Annotated in this window: 2 protein-coding genes (1 of these 2 running past the window's edge); both read left to right on the top strand. The window is 71.5% G+C overall.

Features of this window, described 5'->3' with window-relative positions; all coding sequences use genetic code 11:
- A protein-coding gene (locus tag ABEA81_RS24815; RefSeq protein ID WP_345607722.1) for an MFS transporter crosses the window boundary here: on the top strand, positions 1-17008 show its final stretch. 27548 nt of this gene lie to the left of the window's left edge; the window shows 17008 of its 44556 coding nt (coding positions 27549-44556); its start codon lies off the left edge, out of view; its stop codon occupies positions 17006-17008.
- The gene (locus ABEA81_RS24810) at positions 16968-17705 is read left to right on the top strand and encodes a hypothetical protein (RefSeq protein WP_345607721.1); all 738 of its coding nucleotides are present in this window, start codon (positions 16968-16970) and stop codon (positions 17703-17705) included. The genes ABEA81_RS24815 and ABEA81_RS24810 overlap by 41 nt, the downstream gene beginning before the upstream one ends.

Here is a 17705-nt window from a genome sequence, read left to right as displayed (position 1 = left end):
CGACGGGGCGCAGGCTCTCGACCGGCTCGTGGCGGCCGAGACGGGGCTGCGCCACCGGCCGGGCGACAGCGACGCGCTCGAGCAGCGCGATGCCGCCCGCGCCGCGGTGGCGGCGTTGCTGGGTGAGGCGTTGGCGGACGCGGTGCGGCTCGGTGTCTCGGACCGGATGATCGCGGCAGTTCTCGGCCGGCCCGTCGGCGTCGCGGCGTTGCTGACGAGTCCGCTCCGGGATCAACTGGTGACACCGACCGGTTCGCGTCGACGGGTCCTGACCTTGCGGCAGCTGTTGACACTGATCGGCGACTCCGCCGCGATGTTGCGGGACGCGATCTCCGGAGCGGAGGTGGAGGAGGCCCGCGATGTGTTGGCTGAACGGCGTGCCGACGAGTGGGCCGCGTGGTCGGCCGTGGACAGCTTGGTCCAGACAGCGGTCCGGTGGTTGGTCGAGCCGCTCGTCGACTCGCGGACCGGTGACGTGGTCATGCCGCCGGCGGATGTTCTGCAGCGGATCGCGCGCGCCTTGGAGTTGCCGCTTCCGTTCGTGCGGTCGCTGGCGCTGGACACCTCGATCGACTTCGACGTGCCGGCGGCGATCGGGCTCGACCGGGACGTGTGGCACCTGCGGTTCCACGGCTTCGACACCCGGCTCGGACTGGTCCGCGCCGCGCTCGACGAGCTGCGGGAGCAGCACGAGGGCGCGGCCGCCGCGCTGCACCAGGCTCTGACGGCGCTGGCAGACACCATGGAGAGGCACAGCGCCGACGCCGTCGAGGCGATGGACGCGGCGCGCGGCGCCGGGATGTCGGTGCGGCGGATAGCGCTGGTCGCGCGGTTGCCGTCCGGTCGCGTGCGGGAGCTCCTCGGTGACCCAGAACGGCCGTCGCCGAGCGCGGCGGATCTGCGCGACCGGGTGCCGGCGCTGTGGCTGGTCGTGGTGCTCGGACGGTTGGTTCTGGTGATCATCCGGGCGATCTGGAGGGTCGTCGGTTTCCTGGCACGTGGTCCGCCATGGCGCCGCGGGGCAGCCCGCACCGGGCGTTCGCGCCTCGTGGCATGGCGCGGTCCGGGCCGCGAGCTCTGGGAGGCCGTTTCATCCCACCTGCGGGAGTGGCAGCGCCGCGCTGCGCTCGTCGAGGAGGAACTGGCTGCCGGCCGTCGGCGACGCCTCGAGCTGTCGGCTCGTGCCGGTGGTGTGCTCGGGCTCGTTGCATCCGACGGGGTGCAGGGGGGTGCCGAGATGGCGAGCCTCGTCACGTCAAACCGATGGGCGGCGCTGGCGACGCGGCAGCGGGATGCGGCATACCGGGAGCTGCTCGAAGCGATCCGTCCGGCCGTGCGGCACGCCGCCGAGCGAGGTCTGTCGAACCGCAGGATCGCCGCGTTGCTGGGGCTGGACTGGATGACGGTCAGCGAGCTTTCCCGGCGACCGGAAGGGGACCCGCGTGAGCGGCTGCGCTGGATCGACTGGATCACCGGGCGCTGGATCGGTTTCTGGGGCCTTCGGCACCGGCCGTCGCGGGAGGAGGTGACGCTGGCCAGTGGCGAGACGGTGACGTTGGACGAGCTGGGGAGGATTGCCCGCCAGATCGGTCGGGGCGGCGCGTACTCGTTGGCGATGCTGGTGGACGGGCAGGTTGTCGGGTTGGTCGGCGGCGGTCATCGGCCGGTGTACGACCTGTCGGACGTGCACTACCACCACGTCGGCTACGACGACCCGCGCAACACCAGCATCGAGAGGTTCCTCGGCCGGCTGCGCGCGGCCGGGCACCAGGGCGTGATCACGTTCCACCCGATCCCCCAGCGGGGCATGGGCGTCGCGACCGTGGGAGGTTCCTTCTACTACCTGATCGCCGCGGTGCAGACGCTCGGGCTGGTCTTCGGCATCCAGATGCTACAGATGTGGGGCAAGTTCCCGGATGTGCGGCTGCTGGATGCGATCCGCGCGCTGCCCGACGAGCTGCGCTGGCGGGCGGTGCTCGGTGTGGTGGGGGCCCGGATGGACGTGCCGGGCGGGCTCGGTTACCTGCGGCTGATGGCGATCCTGAACCCGGATCTGGCCGAGCTGGTGGGCGAGACCACGATCGCCAAGGAAGCCGTCACCGACATGCTCGGGCCACAGGCCATCCAGACGATCAACCCCGAGTGGGTGCGCCTGGTGCAGCGGCTGATCAACGCATTGGCGCTGCTGCGCCAGATGCACGAAGCGCGCCGGCTGTCCGCGACCCGGCTGCACGCGCTGCCTCCCGCCCTCGTCGAGACGATCGCGGGCGCCAGCCGGTTCGGTTCGGAGGCGATCGCGGCCGGGCTCGTCGCGGTATTGGTCGAGAACGTCGAGGGCATCGCTGCGCTGCTGGAGCCGGAGCACCGGATGGCGGCGATCGAGTTGCGCGCTGCGGCGACGCGGATGGCGGCCGGGACCCTGCCGATGTACAACCCGCACCTGCGTGAGCTGCTGGAGGCGTCGGCGGAGATCGGTTACCTCGTCGTGCTGCACAACGACTTCGGGATGGCCCGGGTGACCGGGACCGGCCGGTTCGCCGACGTCGCCCCGGACGAGCGGTTCGGCTCACCGTTGCTGGCGCTGCTGTCGGAGTACGGTCCGCTGTCCAACAACGCCGCTTTCCGCTCCCGTCCCGCGAAGATCGTCCTCGCCCACCTAGGGGTGGGGAAGTTCACGAACCTCACCGTCGAGCACCTGGACCTGCTCGACACCGTGCTGTCGGACCCGCGTTACGGGCACATCGACTTCGACATCTCGTGGAACGAGGTCACCCGGCAGCTGCTGCGCCGCGACGAGCAGGGCGGCACACCGGTGCTGGACCGGTTCATCAAGCTGGTCGAGTCGCACCCCGAGCGGTTCCTCTTCGGGTCCGACGCGGTCAAGCCGGAGTCCAACGCCCAGTACTTCCGCCAGCACCACGACGCGGAGGAGATCTTCGGCAGGGTCTTGGCGGAGGTGGGCGAAGAAGCCTTCGTGAGCCTGCGTCACCGCCGGCTGGAGACCCGGTTGGCGGAGGCGAAGCGCGACGTTCAGCAATGGGTGTTCAACGCGTTGTCCGACGAGGAGTCCCGCGGCTCGTGGGAGGAGGTCTTGGCCCAGGTCAGGCCCGAGCGGCGGCGGATCGTCCTGCGGTGGATGGCAGCACAACGAGGCAGGATGACGCGGACCGCGCCGGGCATCGGACCGGACTACACCTGCGGCGATGGCGTCGAGATGCACTGGCGGCATAACCGGCAGCTGTTGAGCCTGATCCGCTGGCACAACGCGGTCACCCCGCAGGTGGTGGCCGGTCGGCGGCTGTCACTGGCCCTGATCTGGTCCGCGCTGCGGGCGTCCTGGCTGGAACACCGCCACCAGAAGGCGGAGCGACAGGCGGCCAAGAAGGCCCGCAAGGCAGCGGAGGTTTCCGAGCTGGAGTTCCCCACCGGCACCGGGGTGCTCGGGCTGCGCGACGAAAACCACCAACCTTACTCGGTCGAGGCGTTGGTCGCGGCCCACCAGGCGGGTCGAGCCGCGGGCCCGGAGTGGGCGCGCACGGTGCTGGCCTGGACCCACGAGTCGCAGCTGCGGCGGCTCGGTGACCGGGCAGAGCTTGAGCGCCAGCGGCGCCGGATGTGGCGCGGCACCTGGATCGCCGCGACGGTGATCGGGGCCGGGATCGCTGTGGGTGGCTGGCTGATGTGGTCGGTGGTGTCCTCCACGGCGGCGATCTACGTCGCGTTCGCGGTGCGGGGTGCGCTGAACGTGCACCGCGGGATCTACGCGCAGCAGATGCGGGTGCTGGTGGAGTCGATCCTGGAGCGCGGCCAGCTCAACCTGCACACGGTGCGGCGCCTGCAGCAGGCGATGCGCAAGTACGCCGCCTTCGACCGGGTCAGCCAGGAGCAGCTCGACCGCTTCGACGCGGAGACTCGGCGCTTCCTCGTCTACGCCGCCGTCGTCCTGAACCTGGATCTGCAGCCGGGAGAGTCGGCCGAGGCCCGCAACCACGAGTGGCTGCGCCAGTTCTCGATCCACCTCGACACGCTCGGCAACATCGTGGGCGGCCAGGCGCAGTCGCTGCACGGGCTCAGCCCGAACGGCGGGCTGTTGGGGCGGCTGCTCAACACCGCGCTGGCCCTGACGTTCGTCGTCGACCTGCTCGGGCACGTGGCCGGCATGTTCACCGGCGGCTTCCCGGCGGTCGTCAGCGCGGCGTTCGCGCTGTCCGACCTGTTGTTCCTCGGTCAGACGTTGCCTGCCGCGATCTCGGGGTGGGCCGGCTACGACCTGAGCGCGCACCCGCTGGCCCGCAAGCTGGTGCACCTCGTGGCGATGCCCGTGATCGCCGTGGCGAACGCGTTGCTGACCGTCCAGTTCGGCTGGGTGGCCCCGAGCGCGATGATCATCCCCGCGATCACGCTGACCCTGTCGTCGGGCTACCTGGCGGTCCTCGGGGTGATCGCCGAGGCCAAGCTCGGTCGGCTGCAGCCCCGCCGGGGGGCCTGGGCCAACGGCGTGCTCTCGGCCAGCCTGCTCGCCTTCGGTGTGATCACTCTCGCGCCGGAGCGGGGGTGGACGCTGGGCTTCACGGCGGCCGGGGCCGCCTTCGCGCTGTGGGCCATCTCCAAGATCGACCGCTGGCTCTCGAACCGGTCCAGTGGCCCACCACCGTGGCAGCGCCGCCAGCTGGAATCTTTGGCCACCCAGCTGCACGGGATGCGTACCTGGCTGGACGACTCCTCGACCGACGGTTGGACGGACGGGCAGCGCGCCGCGCTCTCCGAGCTCGAACCCGAGCTGGCACGCGCCGAGAGCATGGTCGCCGGGCTTCGGGGCGGGTTCTCCGTGAGCGCCCACCTGATCAACAGGGCGGAGTCGCTGACCGAGTACGTGGTGGGTGAGCTCGGCTCGATGCCAGGTGCTCCCGGTGGCGGTCGGGGGATCGACACCGACGGGACGACCTACACCTTGGTGGACGCACGTCCGACGCTGCGTGGGCGGGACACGAAGCTGCTGTTCACCAACGATCGGACCGGCGCGCCGACCCTGTTCAAGAAGCCCGGCAGCGCGTACTGGAGGCATGTCGAGGTCGGCCTGCTCGGACTCGCGCGGTTCACCGGATTCGCGGTGCCGTTCACGAGGGCCGGAACGTTCGACGGTGAGTGGGGCATCTACCAGGAGATGCTCCAGGAGCACCGCACCCTGGCGCGGATCCGGATCGAGGAGCTTCCGCAGGCGGCGCTGCTCGACCTGGTGCGAGCGCTCGCCCTGGACTACGCGATCAACCGCAAGGACCCGCACGCCGAGAACTTCCTGCTGGCCCCGGGCCGGGAAGTGATCGTCCCGATCGACTTCGGCTATGCCGACCCGTGGGTCCCGGCCCGGTCGGTCCGCGCCTGGATCGACCAGCACTCGGGAAGGCCGTACCACGCGCTGTTCCGGGCGGTGCGGCGAGGACGGCTTCCGGCCCGGGTCGTTGACCAGCTCTACCGGGCATCGATGGAGCAGACCAGGCGCATCCAGACGATCAGCGACACGGAGTGGGGTGACGCGCTCGAGGCGGCGCTGCGCGAGTTGACGTCGCACGCCGAGTTCGCGGGGCGTGGGCCCCAACTCCTTGCGGACGCCCTCGCCAGGAAGAACGACCTCGAAACCATGTTCGCCGCGTTCTGGGCCGAGGTGTTCGACGAGCTCGGACGGCAGACTCCCGAGCCGGGAACCGGCACGGGGGGACCGAATCCGATCCTCGCCGTCGTCGGGCTGACCGGCGCTCTGCTCGGCCTGCCGGCCCTGCTCGGGCGGTCGGGTACCGCCGCCGCGGATGTGCTCCACGGTGGCCCCACCGGTTCTGATGCGGGTATCTGGGCCGACGTGCTCGACCTGGCCGGAAGCGGCCTGCTGCACGGCTCGGCCATCGGCCCCGGGCTTGCGGGCCTCACTGCCGCCGGTGTCATCGCAATCGTCGCCGGCCGTAGGGCCTGGCTGCCGGGAGCTCTGCGGCGCGCCGGAACCCGCCTCGCTCGGGCGGCGCGCTTCGCGGTGGGGGTGGCCGCCGTCGTCGCGCTGCTGTTCGCCGGTGGTGCGGTGCTGTTCGCTTCCCTGGCGTCGGCGGCCCCCGAGGTGCGGGTGGAGACGACAGCCGGTCCGGACCGTGCGTCGGTGGGACGGCATGAAGACCCGACCGCCGATCACCTGCTCGAGCTGGATGCCGACGGTCGCCTCGCGTCGCTGCAGGGCCTGTCGCAGGTGCGCAGTCGGCTGACCCGCCGTGCTCACGGCCCGCCGGACAACCCGCTCCACCTCGACCCGGACCAGGCCCGGCTCCGGGTCGCGGAGACGGTGGCGCGGGCGCTGCCGAGGGGGGCGACCCGGATCGTCGACAGTGCGTTCCTGCGAGAGGTCGGCCTGCCGACGGCCGCCGAGTTGCGTTCGGCGTTGCACGGCGATGCCCGGTTCGCTCTCCGGGAGCAGGACGGTCATCTGTTCGTCCGGTCGCTGACCGGCGACGCCGCCAGCCTGCGCATGTGGGGACTGTTCAGCGGCTCCGGGCCCGCCGTATTGATCGTCGCATTGTGGGCGGCGGTGCTGGTGGCCGCGGTCGTTCTGGTCGTCGAGACCGGCCTTCTCGCAGCACCAGCGGGTGGGCTGGCCGCGATCGGGCTGCCGCTCACCCTGGGTGGGTCGTCGGACGGGGGCTGGGCGTTGTCCTCACGGGACGAAGGATCCGTCCCGAACGGTCCGGACGCGGCGGGCCCCGCCGGCCCGGACGACCGGACCGCGGTCGCCGAGGTTGCGGGAGCGGAGCGCGGCTCCCATCGGGCCGGCGAAGCCCGCCACGATGCGCGGGAGCGGGCTCCGCCGTCGCGGAGGATCGCGAGGCTGCTCCTCCGGGTCGGTCTAGGTGCTGCTGCAGCCGCAGCTCTCGGGGGGATCCTGGCCGCTGCGCTGGGCGGGGTGGGAACGACTTCCGCGGCTCCGGCCGGGCCGCGAGGCGTGGACACCACGGCCGAGCCGGTGCTGACGGACGACGCCACCAGCGGGAACGAGAGCGCGTTCGAGGTGGATCGGAGCGCATCGGTCGTGGTGCGGGTCGGCGTCGGGGACACCGTCGACGGTTTCACCCGCCGGTTCGGGCTGTTCGGCTACGACCGCGTCACCTCGGACGCCGCCGAGCGCGCCGCTGGGATCAGGTCGTACCCGGATCTGATCTTCGAGGGTGAGCTTTTGCGGCTCCTGCTGCCGGCAGCGCCGCCGGTGCCGCCGCGAGGCGGCCACGTGCCGCCCGATGGCGGCCTCGGCCCGTTCGAGCCGGCCGATGGTGCCGGGCAGGTGGACGCCGGGACGGCCGAGGAGCAGCGGGGGCGGCTGCTCGACACCTCCGTGACGGTGCTGATCGGCGTCATCGCGCTGCTGACGCTGGCACTGCTGGCATGGCAGAGGACGGCCGGCGGTCGGCTGCGATCGGCCGGGCAGGGGTCCTTGCTGGAAGAGGACCTCCTCCCGGGCCGCAGCATGGGAGGCGTGGGTGCCGGCGCCGCGCAGGTGCGTCGGAGCCAGTGTTGGCGTTTCGCGGCTGCCGCCGCTCTGACCGTCGTCATCGCCAGGGTGCTGGCCGTTCCCACCGGTCCGGCGATGGCGTTGGCTGCCGGACTGGCGGTGCTGGTCGGGGTTGCTGCTCTTCTCTCGTTGCGGGGGAGGTGGCAATGGGTGGCAGTCGGCGTGGCCGGCGCACTGTTCGTGGTGATCGCACCGGTGCTGCTGGTGCTGGCGTTGCCGGCGTGGCTGGCGGTGGCGAGCAGCGCGGCGTTCGGGCTGCGTGGTGGCTTGAACCTGCGCCGGCCGCGGGCGGGCCCGCTGGGCGCCCTCGGGGCGATGCCGTTGCTCGGCACCTTCGTGGTGAACCTGGTGGTGCTGGTTCCGGGGGCGACGACCGGTTCGGCTCTGGACCGGTGGATCTCGGGGTTGTACGCGACGACGGTCGCCGCGTTCGGGTTGGGTGCGGTGGCTGCGACCGACGAACTGCTGCGCAACCGCAACGCGCCGTGGCACCGGCTGGTGGGCGGCCTGGTGACATGGGTGGCGTTCCCGGTCACGTCCAACGTGGGCAACGTGCTGCTGGCGTTCAAGCTGGGGTGGGTGGCGTACGACCCGGTGCTGCTGGCGGTGACGGTGGTGCTGGCGGTGACCTTCGCGAATGCGAGCGTGCTGGGCATGGTGGCCGCCCGTCACCCGGGCAGGTTCAGCCCTTCCTACCTCGCGGCGATGGGGGCTGCCGGAAACGTCAGCCTGCTGTACTGGGGGCTGTTCGCGGTGTGGCCCCGGTACTGGGCGGAGTTGACTGCTGTCGGCGTGGGTGCCGCGCTGGTGTGCGGTGTCTCGAGGTTCGCGGCCTGGCGGGCCAGGTTGATCCACAGTCCTCCGCCCGGCGCCGCGCTCGGGCGAGCGCTGATCAACGTGGGCCTGCCGGCGCTCTTCGCCATCTGGACGGGTGCCGGCCTCGTGGATGCTCTCCACCTGGACCGGCCGACCACGATCACGGCGGTGGCGGTTCATGTCACGGTCGTGGCGCTGTGGGTGATCCACAGATTGGTGCCGCGCTCCGATCGTGCACCCAGCCCGGCTCGGACCGGCCGGGCGGCGCGCGTATCGGGCCGCGGAGCGATCGTGTTCGGAGCAACCGCGCTGCTCGGCGTGGCCGGCGCGTACGGGTCGGGTCTGCTGGGCGGGGCCACGCCGGCGGTGGCAACGGTCATGGCTGTGCTCGTGAGCCCACTGCTGGCGTTGCTGGTGCACCGGGTGTGGACCCGAGGCCCGCCGTGGGCTCGCCTGGCGCTCAAGGTGGCCGTGGTTGTGGTGGTGGCGACCGCGATCCTGACCTCAGGTGGTTCGGCCGCGTCAGCCAATGTCGCCTCAGCGTCGCCCGACGGCGGTTGGCACATCTCAATGGGTCCGGTGCCTACGGTGCTGACCTGGGCGGCGCTCGGAATGCTGGGCGCGGTGGTTCTCGCCGTCCCGGTGGTCGCCCTCGTCAGGTCGAGGATGCTCGGCCGTTCGGACGGGTCGTCGGAAACCGTCGAGTCTTTGTTGGACGCGCAGGACGAGCTCAACCGCGAGTACCTCGATGCGGTCAAGGCTGAGCTCCCCGGCACCGATCCCCGGCTGGCCGGCATCCGGAGCATCGAGAACCGGCTCGCTCTCGCCGCGCGCGAAGGCCCTCGGGTGCTGTTGCTCGAGGTCGGCGTCGAGGGCCGCGGACACGCCACCATCGCGGTCGGCGACCCGGCCACCGCGGCTCACGTGGCCGTCATCGTGCCGGGCACCGGGCACGACCTGTCGACCGTCGACGTGGCGATCCGCCAGGCCGACCTGCTGTGGCTGGCGGCAGCCCAGACCGACCCGGGAACCGAGACAGCGATCGTCGCACGGTGGGGTGACTCACCGGCCGACGTCCGTCGTGCCGTGTCCCTCCGCGTGGCCAGGCTGGGTGCGTCGCGGTTGCGGGCCTTCCTCGGCGGGCTGCGGGCCTCGCGCAGAGGTCCGCCTGCGCACGTGACCGTGGTGGCGCACAGCTACGGCACGGTCCTCGCCGGATACGCCGCCCGCGTGTTCGGCCTGCCGATCGACGACCTGGTCCTGCTGGCCAGCCCCGGTACCACCGCCGGTCACGTGTCCGAGCTGAACCTGCCGGCGGACCACGTGTGGGCCGGCACCGCGGCACGGGACCCGATCCGCTTCATCCCGCGGTGGTGGCATCGGATCAGCCCGATGGTGCCACGGTTCGGAGCCCGGATCTTCCCCACCGGTTCGGGCGGCACCGGCGGGCTCGGCCTGGCGCACGACAGCTACGTCCGAGAGCATTCCACGGCGCTGGCGCACGTCATGGCGATCGTCGTCGGTCGGGGCGAACAGGTGCCGATCGCGCCACGGGCGATCAGCGGGATCGCCGCTCACGTCGACCGGCATGGGGTCACGGATGCGGCGCTGATGGACGCGGTCGACTACTCGCTCACCCCACCGGTCCACCGTGATGACGAGCGCGGAACGGGCTGGATCTTCGTCGGGGCCGAGGCGATGGTGGTCCTCGACGCCGAGGGCGGCGTGCTGGCCGTGCGGCCCCGATCCAGCCTGCTCGGGGAGCGCAACGGCCAGATCCTGCGGCGCCTCGCCGAAATGGTCGTACAGCTGCTGCGCAAGACCGGCGAACCCGCGAAGAGCGCCGACCGACCGGGACGGCGATCGTCGACCCTGACGATCGCCGTCCTCACCGCGGCGGCATTGGTGCTCCCCGCTGCCGCGGGCGCGGTGGGCCGGGTCTCCGCAGAGCCAGTGGGTGCCGCGGTCGGCGCTGCCCGGGGCGGCGTGACGGCCGCCCTGCTGAACGACGCGGCCGGAGCTGTGGCCCCGCTCGGATCCGTGGCGGCGGTGGTCGCCGTGGCGGTGATGGTGTTGGTGGTGCTGCATCACGTGTGGCCGCGCGCTCCACCCTGGGCCCGCGCAGCGGTCAGGATCTTCGTGCTGGCCGCGATGGTCGCGGTGCCGATGGTGGTCGCGGCGTCGCGCGCGTGGGCCGACGCCGGGGCTCACACCTCCGGACCGAGCCACGACCCGTCCTCTGCGACGGTGTTGGGGCTCACCGGCGTCGCAGTTGTGCTGGTCGCGGCGGCCGCAGTTGTCCGGGCGTTCTTGCGCGTCGACGGTGCGCTTTGGTTCGGAGCGCTGAAGGAGCCCGCTTTCCGGAAGTACGCGGCCGGGCAGGCGGTGTCGCGGCTCTTTCGCTGGATGCAGGTCATCGCGCAGGACTGGCTGGTGCTCGAGCTGTCCGGCTACAGCGGGACGGCACTCGCGCTGGTGTCCACCCTGCAGTTCGCTCCGATGTTGCTGGCACCGGTGGCGGGGGTGGTCGTCGACCGGTCCGACCTACGCCGGTTGCTGATCCGGGTCCAGGTCGTTCTGGGGTCGATCGCGCTGCTGCTCGGGCTGGGTGATGTAGTGCAGGTGGTCCAGCTGTGGCTCGTGTACGGGCTGAGCCTGGTCTCGGGCCTGGTGGCGGCCATCGACTCCCCGGCGCGCGACGCCTTCGTGCGCAGGTTGGTCGACAAGGTGTACCTCGTCAATGCCATCGGCCTGCTGGCGATGGCGGAGCAGTTGAGCAAGACGGTCGGTCCTGCCCTCGGCGGCGTCCTGATCGAGGCTCTGGGGCCGGGTGTGGCCTTCCTGATGAATGCAGCGGGCTACGCCGTCGTGGTGGCGTCGCTCCTGCTGATCCGGCCGGCGTCATCGCCTGTGGCCCGGCCCGACGGGCTCGGGATCGATCCTCGGGGGTGGCAACGCGGTAGGCTCCTGGACCGCCTGCGCTCGATGCGTCGTGACCTGACCGCGGGCCTGAGCTACGTACGCAGCCGGCCGGAGCTGCTCGCCGTGCTGACGGCGGTCGGTGTCGTCACCACCTTCGGGATGAACCTCTTCCTGAAGCTGCCGCTGCTCGTCACCGACGGATTCGGGGGTGGCCCTGCGGCCGCGGGTGCGCTCTCGACTGCGTTGGGCATCGGAGCGCTGGTCGGATCCGGTGTGGCCGCTCGCCGGAGTAAAGCGCCGCCGGTGCAGGTCGTGCTCGCATGGGGCCTGGCGCTCAGCGTGCTCGTGACCGGGGCCGGGATGATCCACTCGCTGCTGTGGACCGCCATCGTGTTGGCGTTCGCTGGAGCGGCCGAGTTCCTGTTCATCTTGGCGGCCAAAGCCTTGTTGCAGAACGTGACCGAGGACATGACCGGTCGGGTGATGGGCCTGTTCCAGCTCGTCTACATGGGCGGCATCCCGCTGGCGTCGTGGCTGATCGGCGTCGTCGCCGACCACGACGGGCGCGCGCCGATGTGGGGTGGCGGTGTGCTGTCGCTGGCCGGTTTGCTGGGCGTGTGGTGGTGGCTGGGCCGGAAGCCAAGGACGGCGACACCTGACGACCATCGCAGCCACGATCGGCAGGCCTGCCCTAGGCCCCACCGGGCGGAACGGATCCGGACGGCGATCAAGGTCCTCAGCGCGGGCGTCGTGGTGATCGGCACTCTCGTCGCTCTGCAGCTCGTGGCTGCGTCCAGCGCCGCGGCCGACGTCGCGGGGAACGGCCTGACCGAGCCGGCTGCTGACCGGTCGTCGGTCAGGCTCGGCCCGGTGCTCCCCGTTGCGGGCATTGTGGCCGCTGTCGTCGTCGTGCTTGCGGTGTTCGTGGTGGCCCGTTCCGGTGTTCACCTGCGGATTCGGCGGATGCGCCGGGCCGCACGCGCGCGGCAGGCGGCCACCAGCGACCTCGGGCGGGCCGTCGCGTCCGGGGGCGATGGTCCCGGACCAACTGCCGGATCGGCAAACGGGGCCACCGGGGCGGTGTCGGGCCACGATGCGGCTGGTACGTCCACCGCCGCTGGCGCGAGCACCGGGACCGGCCTCGGTGCGGGCCTGCGTGATCGGCGAGGTGATCTGATCGCGGTCGGACTCGGGAGCGGGCCCGTGGACGAACGACCGGCGGCCGAGGATGTCGGCATCATGCGCGTCCGGATGAGCCACCACGAGTACCTGGCGGTCGTGGTCCGGGTCGACGGGCCGCGCGTCACCGTGCTGATTCCGGGGGCCAGCGCCTACGGATCCCTGCTGTGGACGGTCGGCGAACGGACCAGGACGGGGATCCCCCTTCGCGTACCGGGCGTCGAGCGGTTGGCCGACGAACTCGTCCAGCTGGATCCCGGTGCAGCGGCACTGCCGCGCGAGGATCTTCTGGCGAGTCTGGCCGGCGAGGTGGACGAGGTCACGCTGTGGCAGTTCGACGCGGTGGCGGGCCTCGACATCGCCGCGGTCCACGTCGCCGAAGAGCCGAGCACGGGCGAACAGATCGCGATCGTCGGTCACCCGATGCTGAGGGCGGTGGTGGGGCTCGCAGACGGGCTACCCGTCGTGATCGGTGGCGTGGCGGCACCGGAGCTGTGGGGTGCGACGCGAGCCGCGGGACCGTGGCACCTGGTGATGCGAGCCCCACAGATGTTCCACACGGCGGTTGTCTTCTCCAGGCACACCGATCCGGACGGCGGAGCCAAGCTCGTGCTGGTCGGCTACCTGGTCGGAACGACCCGGAGCGTCGTCGACCGTGATGGCACCGAGATCACCACGGTCCTGGTGAGCAACCCGCTCGTGCTCCGGGCGCACCTGGCTGCGCGCGGGCTGCCCGTGGGAGCGCCAGCGACGGCTGCGGCGCGGGTGATGACCAGGTGGCGGGACAGTCCGCTACTGCCGGTGCACGTCGGGGCGATTATCGATGCAGCGTCGAATGCGATCGCCCGGGCGAACGCACTCCCCGACACCGCACTACGCGAAATCGCGAGTCTCACCGCCGAGGCCATGCGCACCGCCAATGACGCACGGATCTGGGTGGAGCGCCGGCATCCCAACCCGCTCGCCGCCCGCTTCGCGCAGCTGGACAGCGAGTTGGCCGATGCGATGGACCGGCTGTGGGGCGCTGCGACCGCCTCGGCTCGTCGGTTCACACGGCGGGATGGGGGCCCGCTCGCCGACATGTTGTCGGCCATGGCGTACGCGCTGGAAATCGCAACCGCAGAAGATCCTTACGAATTCAGCGCCGGCGACGCGGCCGCCCGACGCCGACTCGATCGGACGCTCGCCTTCGTGGTTTCGTTGTCCACCAGCTTCTCCGAGACGCGCTTCGGGCGGCCGCCGACTGGTGCTGGCGATGACTTCTGGGATCTTCGGGACCACATCGGCGACATCTTCGATCTTCTCGTCAAGGTGAGCCGCTCGTCGCGAGGTGTCCCGGCGAAGTGGTCAGGGGCGCCCGCTGTCGCTGCGGCCTGCTGGCTGCTCGACAAGGTCGAGTTGGATCTCTCTGCTGCGTCGGGCGAGAGCCCCTATGTGCTGCAGGACGTCCGAACTCACCTCGCTGACGTCAAGTTGTTGACGCGAGGTGCACACGCCTCCCTTCTCGCGCGGATCGCGGCCGCCGAGGTGGCGTTCGCCGATCCCGCCAGCAGGTACGGCATGAGCCAGGAACCGAGGAGGCTGGGGCGGCTCGCCACCGTCATGACCGACTTCGCGGGCTGGGCCGCTGGGGTCCGTCGGGAGCCGGCCACTCGGGAGGTCGTGGCCATGGTGTTTGGCGCGCTTGGTCTTGGAACTGCTGCTCTCGCTGGTTTGGTGTTCGGGGTACTGGTTGCCGGCACCGTTCTCGTCGTTGCGGCCGCCGTCGGCGGCTGGCCGTGCGCCGTGGACGCAACGCCTTTGAGTGCTCTCGATGCTGCCCCGACGCCGCGTTGGTGGAACGGGGCCCTGGCCAGGCACGGCCGGAGCGAGGGCATCTACGGCTTCGTCGACCGGGGTGTGCGCCAGCTCGGGCAGCTCTTGACGCGCGTCCGGAACGTGGTCGGTGATGCCGTCGTGGCGCGGGAGCGCAGCGGCACCCGATGGCAGGTCCAGGTCGCGGTGGTGCTGGTCGCCACGGTGATGTTCGTGCTGCTCGGGTCTCCCGTCGCGGCAGTGGTGGTCGGTGTGGCGGTGGTGATGGGGAGCCACCTGTGGGCACGGGGGCCGCCGCTTCGGGTCCTGGGCGCCGCGCTGTTGCTCGCAGCGGTGGTCGCGTTCGGCTGGGGGTGGGCGGTCGGTGGTCCGGATGCGTGGGCGTGGGGCGGCGCCGACGGAACACCGGTGAGCGCGCCGCCGGGGGAGGTTCACGATCAGCCGCCGACGGATCACCACGTGCAGCTCCTCTGGCCGGTGCTCTTGACCGGCCTCGGGGCGGTCGGAGCATTTGTCTTCTTGATGCGCAATCAGTTCCACCGCTGGGCCGGTCTTCGCCAACGGCTGGTACGTGCCGTGCACGGTGCGGTGCGGATCTCACGTCCCGCAGTTCTCGGGGTGCGGAACTTCCGGCTCTTCGTGATCGGGGGGTTGGTGTGGATGACGATCAATTGGGGCTCGGCTCTCGCGAAGAGCACCTTGGCGTTGCAGCTCACCGGTGGTGAGGAGCGGGCCGCTGCGCTGATGGTCGTCGCGTACTCGCTTCCCGTGCTGCTCCTGTCACCGCTCGTCGGGTTGGTGCTCGACCGGCACAGCAAGCGCACGGTCCTGTTGATCGCCGACTTCGGCACGCTCGCGGTGATGGCGTGGCTGGGATGGCTGGTGCTGACTTCCCGGATCACGTTCCCCGGGCTGATCGGATTGGCGCTGCTGGAGGGAGTTTTCGACGCTCTGCGAATACCAGCGGCGCAAGCATTCGTGCCCGAGCTCGTACCCCGCCGCGACCGGCCGGCGGCGTTCGCGATCCGAGCAATGATCCCCAACGTGGCCCAGTTGATCGGCGCAAGCATAGCCACGTTGCTGCTCGGGCTGCTGGGACCGGGCGGGACGATCGCGTTGAACGCCGTGGGCCTCGCGGTGAACGCAGCGATGTTGCTGCGGATGAACCCACGAATGACCTTCGCGAACGCGCCACAGTCCCATGCGCGCGGGCAGTTGCGTGCGGCCATGGCTCATGTGTGGAAGTTGCGGAAGCTGCGACGGGTTCTCGCACTGTCGTCAGCGGTGATGCTCCTCGGTACGCAGCTGCTGCTGATCCTGACGGTGCTGGCCGCGGCGGTCCCGACGATCGGCCTGGTCGATGTCGGGTTGCTGTTCGCGGCTTTGGCGATGGGGCAGATGCTCGGCAACGCGGTCACGGCGAAGCGGGCCGGGCTGGCACGTGAACGCGAGCTCGGGCTGTTGGCTGCGGCATGGGGCGCACTGCTGCTCGTGGTGTCGCAGTCCTCGAGCGTCGTCGGTGTCGGTCTCGTGCTGGTGGTCACCGGGATCTTCATGGCGATGTTCATGACCCGCACCGAGGGACTCGTGCAGAACCTCGTCGACGCGACGATGCGCGGCCGCCTCGCCGGGTTGCGGACGCTGCTTGATGTGGGTACTGCTCCGCTCGCCAGCGGCATCGTCGCACTCACGGCCGGATGGCTCGGCGGACGGGCCCCGCTGGCAGCCGCCGGGGTGATCCCGCTCCTGGCGTCGATCGTCCTGCTGGCTCCCCAGCTGTCCCGACTCGTCGGTGCTCGTTTCCGTGGCTTGTCGTTCGTCGCCCTGCTGGCCGTCGTGGCTGCGGGTGAGGTGCTGCGTGCCGTGGCGGTGTGGGCGCGCGGCGGAGGGCCAGCTGATCGGTACCTGCGTGCGGGCGTCGCGGAGCACCGGGGCCTGCGCCAGGACATGTGGGTGGCGGACGACGGGCTGGAAGTTGCGCTGGCCGAGCACCGGCGTCTGCGCGGACGGGCCTGGGTCGATCCGGCCGAGATGACCGCGGCGACGGTGCGGGTTGCGAGCTCGAGGGAGCTCCGCGACGAGGTCGTGGACGAGTACCGGGCTGCAGTCGCTCCCGTTGTGGCAGCGGCGGTGGACGCGGGCCTGCCGGCGTGGCGGATCGCCGAGCGCACCGGCCTGGACGAGAACGATGTGGCGCGCCTCGCGGCGGGTCCGCGGGGTGTGGCAGCGGGGCCGGTGGCGCCGGCTCGCGCAGATCTCGTGTCGCGGTTGTTGCGTCGCGCCGCGACCGTGACCGGTGTCGTCCTCCTGGTGGTGTTGTTCCTCGGACCGCTGGTCGCCGTCGCGTCCAGCGGGCCGGCCCCCGCAGCGCAGAACGGCGGGACCGGCGATGCTGCCGGGGTGGCCGTCGTGCTCGGCGCTTTCGTCGGGGTGGGTGCTGCTCGTCGCCGGTCTGGTGGTGGCGGGAGCGACCGTCTGGGTCGTCTCGCCGATCGTCGGGCTCCGTGGGTCTGGCGTGGCCGTCGCCCGGCACGTCGACCGGGCGGCGACGCAGATGATCCGGGCGCTGCGCGTGTCGGGGTTGGATGCCGAGTCGCGGGAACGGCACGCCCGGGGGCTGCGCAGGCTGGGCTCGCGGGTGACGCGGGTGGGAGGCGAGCAGGCTGGTGGGGCCGATGGACTCGGCCTCCCGGTGATGCAACCCGCCGAGGTCGTCGGCGCGGATCCCGACGATGATCTGCTGCAGCTGTGGCTGCCGGCCGATCTGGGGCCGCTGCGTGAGCTGATCGGCTGGGTCGCGCGCGACAGCGGGACGCGCCACTGGCACCGGCTCCTGTCCCGGCGCTCGGAGGCACTCGCCGTACGGCTGCTGGTGGCGGCGGCGGTGGTGAACGACGCCGCTGCCGTGCACGGGCCCGATCGCGCAGCGGCCGTGGCTGCGCGCGGCTATGCGGAGGTGCTGGCCGGTGTGCCGCCTCGGATGCGCAGACCGCTCCTGGCCGTGTTGCGGATGCTCCTTGATCTCGATGTCCCGGTCGAGCGCATCGAGCCCGTGCCGACCCGAGCGCGGCTGTGGACGGTGCTGCTCACCGTCCCCATCGCGATCCCGGCGTTCCGCTTGGCTGCATCGGGGTGGGCCGTCCTCGTCCTGCTGAGCGATGCCCTGGTCTTCGGCGGCGCCTGGGTCCTCGCGGAGGTGCTGCCCGCCGCCGCGGCTCGGACCGACCGCTCCTGGATCGAACGTGCACCCCGCCGGATCCGCGCAACCCTGCTGGTGCTGGGCAGGTGGGCCGACACCCGGGCAGCGCTGCGGATGCTGCTGTGGACCGGGATCGGCATCGTGGCGGGCGCGGTGGTGTGGATCGGTCTGCGTGCCGGTGGCGCGACGCTGGCAGCTCCCGCGGCCGGTGTGTGCTCGTCACCGGACCGCTGA

This window comes from Pseudonocardia adelaidensis (assembly GCF_039543345.1).
Lineage (GTDB): Bacteria > Actinomycetota > Actinomycetes > Mycobacteriales > Pseudonocardiaceae > Pseudonocardia > Pseudonocardia adelaidensis.
This window is presented reverse-complemented; position numbering and strand designations above follow the sequence as displayed.

Excerpts from the sequence above, each read along its gene's own strand:
- ABEA81_RS24810 (WP_345607721.1), top strand. The coding sequence starts at position 16,968 with ATGCAACCCGCCGAGGTCGTCGGCGCGGATCCCGACGATGATCTGCTG.